We start from the raw sequence: 6,000 nt of genomic DNA, 5'->3' as shown, positions 1-6,000 counted from the left end.
ATCCTGCAATAGGTAAACGCACGTTAAATGTAGAAGAATTCAGTCAACATTTTACCGGTATTTGTTTAGAGCTTACGTCAACCAGTAAGTTTGAAGTCAAGCAAGAGCAAGCTCAAATGAAGTTCACTCAATTGTGGAGTTCAATGTCTGGTTTAAAGTCAGGACTTTTTAAGCTGATTGGCTTATCGCTTGTGTTACAGCTATTTGCCTTAATAACCCCTTATTACATGCAGTGGGTAGTTGACGAGGTTTTAATTAGTTTTGATGAGCCTTTACTTACCGTATTAGCCATAGGCTTTGCTTTAATTGCTATTATTTCTGTGGTGACGAATGCAGTACGTAGCTGGTTAATATTACGTCTTTCTAGCTTGCTTAATATGCAAATGGGGGTAAACCTGCTTAGGCATTTATTACGTTTACCAATGAACTATTTTGAGTCACGGCATATTGGTGACATTGTTTCACGTTTTGGCTCATTAGCGCAAATACGAGAACGTATAACCACGGGATTTGTTGAAACACTGGTCGATGGAGTCATGGCTATTACCGTACTTATCATGATGGCGCTTTATTCATTGAAGCTTACCGCAGTGGTACTTGGCGCAATAGCGTTATATACCATAGTGCGTTTAGCGTTATATCGTCCGCTGCATCAAGCGACTGAAGAGATGATCCAAAGCTCAGCGAAAGAGCAATCAAACTTTTTAGAAAATATTCGTGGAATGCAAACCATTAAGCTTTTTGGAAATGAATCGCAACGCCAAGGGATTTGGCAAAATCGTTATGCTGAAGTCATTAATAGTGAAATCCGTTTAGGGCGACTAAATATTAGTTTTGATTCGTTTAATAAACTCTTATTTGGTTTGGAAAATGTCTTGGTAATTTATTTTGCTGCGATTATGGTAATGGCAAACACTTTATCTGTAGGTATGGTATTAGCTTTTATCGCCTATAAAGGGCAGTTAACTGAACGATTTGCCAACCTTATAGAGCAAATTATTCAATTTAAAATGATGCGTTTACATCTTGACCGTATCGCAGATATTGCATTAACTGAACAAGAGTCTAATAGAGAAGGTGAAGCTACTTTTTCAACTAGTGAAGGTCAAGAGCCAAAAGGCCAATTAACGCTTGAAAATATTTGTTTTAGTTACAGTGATGGGCAAGCACCAATTTTAAATAATGTTAATTTAACACTTGATGCGGGTGAATCTATTGCTATTACAGGCTCATCAGGCGCAGGTAAAACTACCTTAATGAAAATTATGTTGGGTTTATTGCAACCTACCTCAGGTAAAGTCACTCTTGATGGTAAAGATATCACGCAAGTGGGTTTGAAAAATTATCGTAAAAAAATAGCGGCAGTGATGCAGGACGATACACTGCTTGCTGGATCTATCGTTGACAATATTAGCTTTTTTGACCCCCAACCTAATTATTTAAAAATAGAACAATGCGCTCATTTAGCGGCAATTCATGACGATATAAACAAAATGACCATGGGCTATAACTCGTTAGTGGGTGATATGGGATCTAATTTATCGGGAGGTCAAATACAACGATTATTACTTGCCCGTGCACTTTACCAATCGCCTTGTGTGCTATTTATGGATGAAGCAACCAGCCATTTAGATAAAGACAATGAAGCTAAAATTAGTGAGCAAATTCAACACTTGGCTATGACACGTATTATGATCGCTCACCGACAAGAAACCATTAATATGGCCGAGCAAGTTTATGTATTAAGTGACGGCATATTGGTTAACGTAAACGAGAGTTGTTCTGACGAGGGAGGTTAAAGCTTAATTATAAGTAGACATTTATAAGAGCAATTTACCTGCTTGAGTGGTAATTTGAACAAATTTATAGCTGCGAAGTAGGGCGATTTAATATTGTGGTTTGGTATTTATTCCAACAGCAAGAAAAATTCACCTGTTTGATTTCTTTTATAAAAAATCAAACAGAGAATAGAGCGGCTGACTTTAGTCAAACTTTAGCGAGAAGAACTAAAGCCAGCCTTATTAACCGCTAATTCAAATGATTGAGTTAGCATATAACAACCCGATAATTAAATATCGGATTACTGGAGTATAACAGAATGCGTGAATTAAACGTAAATGAAATTGAACAAGTAAATGGTGGTGTTGACCAAGGTACTGCCATTGGAGTCAATACTGCAATTGCAACAACAGGTGTAGGACTTTCTGCTACGATGGCAACCACTGGTTTAGCACTATCTGCAACAGGTGTAGGAATTGTCGCGGGTCTGATTTTAGTGTCTGTAGCTGTTACAGCTTCTTACATAATGGAAAACTAAATTATTATGAGAATATGGGGGATCAATTCCCTCGTATTTTCGGAGAATCTTATGTTTAAAAACACAACGAAACCTTTACCTAAAAATACTATAAATTTAATATTCGCGGGTTTTTGCTTTGGCATATCTGTTGGGGTAATGATCGGAATGTTAATTGCTTAGCTTTTAATTATAATGATTGTTATCGTAAGCAATCATTATAAAAATGAGAATTCATAGTCGAACAGTTTTCTTTAATTAAAATTTATATTTATTATCTATTTAGCTATATCATTTACCTGTAAAAACTAATTTAAGACAAATTCCATGAATTCATTACTATCTTTTAATACTTCTAAATCAGTTCCTTTATTTTTACAATCTGAAATTGCAGAGTGCGGCTTAGCCTCATTGGCTATGGTTGCTAGTTTTCATGGTCATCAACTTGATATGCCTGCTATGCGTAAGCGTTTTTCTGCTAATTTAAAAGGGATTAATCTTCAACAACTTATCGAGTTGGGTGATAGTTTAGGGCTAGCGAGTCGTGCTTTACAATGCCTTATTGATGAAGTACATAAATTAGCTATTCCTTGTATTTTACATTGGGATTTAAATCACTTTGTTGTTTTAGCGAAAGTTGCAGGTAAAGGTTCTCACCCAACTAAAGGCGCTAAATTTTCTATAAATGATCCTGCAATAGGTAAACGCACGTTAAATGTAGAAGAATTCAGTCAACATTTTACCGGTATTTGTTTAGAGCTTACGTCAACCAGTAAGTTTGAAGTCAAGCAAGAGCAAGCTCAAATGAAGTTCACGCAGTTGTGGAGTTCAATGTCGGGTTTAAAGGCATGACTTTTCAAATTAATTGGTTTATCACTGGTGTTGCAGCTATTTGCTTTAATGACCCCTTATTACATGCAGTGGGTAGTTGACGAGGTTTTAATTAGTTTTGATGAGCCTTTACTTACCGTATTAGCCATAGGCTTTGCTTTAATTGCTATTATTTTTGTAGTGACTAATGCAGTACGTAGCTGGTTAATATTACGTCTTTCTAGCTTGCTTAATATACAAATGGGGGTAAACCTGCTTAGGCATTTACTACGTTTGCCAATGAACTATTTTGAGTCACGCCATATTGGCGACATTGTTTCTCGTTTTGGGCTCATTAGCGCAAATACGCGAACGTATAACCACAGGCTTTGTTGAAACTTAGTTGACGGGGTAATGGCTATCACCGTCTTGATTATGATGGCGCTTTATTCATTGAAACTTACCGCAGTGGTGGTTGGTTTCTGCGATTTATGAGACCTACTAAAATGGGGAATGGGGAGTACTATAATGGTCCCGGTGGACGATATCATGATAATGGATACCAGTGTATTCCTTAGGGTTTAAATGTGCACTCACCTCTTCTGTTTTATGAGGAGGTGAATGGTAAGGTGAGGTGAGAAATAATGATAAATAAGACTTTAATTCAACTTTTCCTACTGGCAATACCATACATTACTTTTTACCTATTTGAGCTTGGGGATAATGTAAGTTCTTTTGAGCTTGGATTTTTTATGATATTGCTTAGTGTGGTTTTTACCGTTTTATTAATTCCACTATTTGCTAAAAAAAAATTATTTGTGTTTTTTAGCGGTTTTTGCCTATCAAGTTTGACTCTATTAGGAGGATATCAATTTTCTGATAAATTTACGGGTTATTCTTATCGCATAGTTGACAGCCTTTCCAATTTCCCAACCTTAAAAATGAACGATCTGATCATCTCCAAACATTTTAACTTTAAAGTCTAGCGTGGTGACATGATTGGTTTCATTAAAAAGGGCTCTTTAATGAATAAAAGGGTGATAGGCATGCCCCAAGATATAATCTCGGTATGTAAAAACTTGGTTTATGTTAATGGCGTTAATGTTAACCCAATAAATGGTGAGAAAAAAATAAAATCAAACAATGATGAAAGTTGTGAATTAAAACATAAAATTCTAGAGGAACAAAAATATTTTTTGGTAGGTGACAATTTTGAAGATAGCTACGACTCCAGATACTTTGGTGCGGTATTAAAAAAAGATATTATTTCTAAAAGTTTATACCGAATTAGAGATAATAAGGCTGAGTATCTTTCTCTGGCAGGAGAATACAAAGCGTGAGTCAATGGCAATGATTACAAGTTATTACAGTCCAAAACTAAACTAATTGTTCCGCTAAATAATCTACCAGCAACCTTATTTTGGGCGATAGGTGACGGTTGTGTGGGTAAACCGCCCAAATACCTTCGTCAGGGGCACGGTAACTGTCTAATAAGGCGACTAATTCACCACTTTTTATATGCTGTTGCACATAGTAATCGGGCAGTTGTACTATGCCTAAGCCTTTGAGTGCGGCATCGGTTAAGCTGTAGCCACTATTGTATTGTAACCTACTCGTTACGCGGATGCTTTTTTCTCTACCAGACTCGCTAAAGTGCCAGTAATCGTTTGTTCCTAATAAGCAGCTGTGTTTATTAAGCTCTGATATAGAGTGGGGTATACCGTGTTTTTCTATGTACTGTGGCGCTGCGCAAACATAATTTGCTCGTTTACCTAGCCTTTTTGCCATCATTGTTGAGTCATTTAACTTACCAAGGCGGATCGCTAAGTCATAGCCTTCATCAACTATGTCAATTTGGCGGTTGCTTAAATAAGCCGATACTTCAACTTCGTTATAGCGTTTAATAAAGTTATTTACCAAGGGTAATATTTGTTTTTCACCAAAAGTCACTGGTGCAGTGAGCTTTATTTTACCTTGCGGTTTAGATTGTAAATTGGTGATAGCACGCTCTGCTGCGTCTAAGCCGTCCAGTACACTACGACAATGTTGATAAAACACACGTCCTTCTTCGGTTAATGAAACTTTTCGGGTTGTTCGATAAAATAATTTTATATTAAGCCGTTTTTCTAAGGCACTTATCTGGCGGCTCACTTGCGCGGTAGAGATCGCCATTTTTTTTGCCGCTAGGGTAAAACTCTCATTTTCAGCAACGTAAACAAATTCGCTAATACCATCCCACTGCATAATTATTACCTGTGAGTATAAGTGATTTACCAAATTAGCATATTATCATTTTTTTGGAAACAAATATAATAACAGCCAATAAAACAAGCGCACTGTGCTTAAATTAATTCATGAGTTATAAACTCAGAATAAGAAAAAGTTACTCATATAGACACAGCTCGCATAACATTATAGGAAATAAAAATGAGTTGGTTATTCCTTTTTTTAGGCGTCGTTGCTGAAGCTATGTCGCATGTTGCACTAAAATCGACAGAGGGTTTCACCAAACCTTTAGCAAGCGCACTGGTTTTATTAGGGCACTTAGCCGCATTTATGTTTTTAGGGCAGGCAATGAAAGGTATGCCCGTGGGTATCGTTCACGCCCTTTGGGCAGGCTTGGCGATTATAACAGTTACGCTATTATCCACGGTTATTTATCGTCAACACTTAGATTTAACCACTTGGTTGGGTATGGGGTTTGTCGCCATAGGCATTGGCATGATCAATCTTTCGCAAGGTCATGCGCATTAAAAATAGTTGCTGTTGATAAATCACTGTTATTGGTCTTAACTGTAAGGGTTTTATCACATTATTACAGGTGGTTGTTACCACTGAGTAAAAGTGAATTACAAAGCAGCTGTATTATCATATAAATGTAATTATTGTACACT

At 36.7% G+C, this 6,000-nt stretch carries 8 protein-coding genes; 7 read left to right on the top strand and 1 reads right to left on the bottom strand.

Features of this window, described 5'->3' with window-relative positions:
• The 6 genes from AC0UA9_RS12695 to lepB all read left to right on the top strand — a co-directional run.
• The coding region (locus AC0UA9_RS12695; protein ID WP_475660464.1) for a peptidase domain-containing ABC transporter at window positions 1–1,799 on the top strand (1,799 nt) is incomplete at its 5' end.
• Window positions 1,800–2,098: 299 nt separating this feature from the next.
• The gene (locus AC0UA9_RS12690) at window positions 2,099–2,317 is read left to right on the top strand and encodes a hypothetical protein (protein WP_475660463.1); all 219 of its coding nucleotides are present in this window, start codon (window positions 2,099–2,101) and stop codon (window positions 2,315–2,317) included.
• A 306-nt stretch (window positions 2,318–2,623) separates the two neighbouring features.
• Window positions 2,624–3,148 (top strand): cysteine peptidase family C39 domain-containing protein, encoded by a 525-nt coding sequence (locus AC0UA9_RS12685; protein WP_475660462.1) that lies wholly within the window; start codon window positions 2,624–2,626, stop codon window positions 3,146–3,148.
• A gap of 12 nt (window positions 3,149–3,160) precedes the next feature.
• A complete protein-coding gene (locus AC0UA9_RS12680) occupies window positions 3,161–3,502 on the top strand; it encodes an ABC transporter transmembrane domain-containing protein (RefSeq protein ID WP_475660493.1) in 342 nt (113 codons plus the stop codon).
• Window positions 3,503–3,750: 248 nt separating this feature from the next.
• Window positions 3,751–4,092: a hypothetical protein gene (locus AC0UA9_RS12675; RefSeq protein ID WP_475660461.1), complete on the top strand. Its 342-nt coding sequence runs from the start codon at window positions 3,751–3,753 to the stop codon at window positions 4,090–4,092.
• 9 nt (window positions 4,093–4,101) lie between these two features.
• Window positions 4,102–4,446: a signal peptidase I gene (gene lepB, locus AC0UA9_RS12670; RefSeq protein ID WP_475660460.1), complete on the top strand. Its 345-nt coding sequence runs from the start codon at window positions 4,102–4,104 to the stop codon at window positions 4,444–4,446.
• Between the two features lie 37 nt (window positions 4,447–4,483).
• On the opposite strand, the gene AC0UA9_RS12665 is transcribed toward lepB, so the two are convergent.
• Window positions 4,484–5,350: a LysR family transcriptional regulator gene (locus AC0UA9_RS12665; protein WP_475660459.1), complete on the bottom strand. Its 867-nt coding sequence runs from the start codon at window positions 5,348–5,350 to the stop codon at window positions 4,484–4,486.
• 183 nt (window positions 5,351–5,533) lie between these two features.
• Here AC0UA9_RS12665 and AC0UA9_RS12660 point away from each other — a divergent pair, with 183 nt between their 5' ends.
• On the top strand, window positions 5,534–5,860 hold the full coding sequence (locus AC0UA9_RS12660) for a DMT family transporter (protein ID WP_475660458.1): 327 nt from the start codon (window positions 5,534–5,536) through the stop codon (window positions 5,858–5,860).
• The last annotated feature ends 140 nt before the right edge of the window (window positions 5,861–6,000 follow it).

It is taken from the genome of Colwellia sp. F1 (genome assembly GCF_056238625.1).
This window is presented reverse-complemented; position numbering and strand designations above follow the sequence as displayed.

Bases quoted from the DNA above. Each gene is read 5' to 3' on its own strand.
- AC0UA9_RS12660 (WP_475660458.1), top strand. From the start codon at position 5,534: ATGAGTTGGTTATTCCTTTTTTTAGGCGTCGTTGCTGAAGCTATGTCG.
- AC0UA9_RS12675 (WP_475660461.1), top strand. From the start codon at position 3,751: ATGATAAATAAGACTTTAATTCAACTTTTCCTACTGGCAATACCATAC.
- AC0UA9_RS12665 (WP_475660459.1), bottom strand. From the start codon at position 5,350: ATGCAGTGGGATGGTATTAGCGAATTTGTTTACGTTGCTGAAAATGAG.
- AC0UA9_RS12690 (WP_475660463.1), top strand. From the start codon at position 2,099: ATGCGTGAATTAAACGTAAATGAAATTGAACAAGTAAATGGTGGTGTT.
- AC0UA9_RS12685 (WP_475660462.1), top strand. From the start codon at position 2,624: ATGAATTCATTACTATCTTTTAATACTTCTAAATCAGTTCCTTTATTT.
- lepB (WP_475660460.1), top strand. From the start codon at position 4,102: ATGATTGGTTTCATTAAAAAGGGCTCTTTAATGAATAAAAGGGTGATA.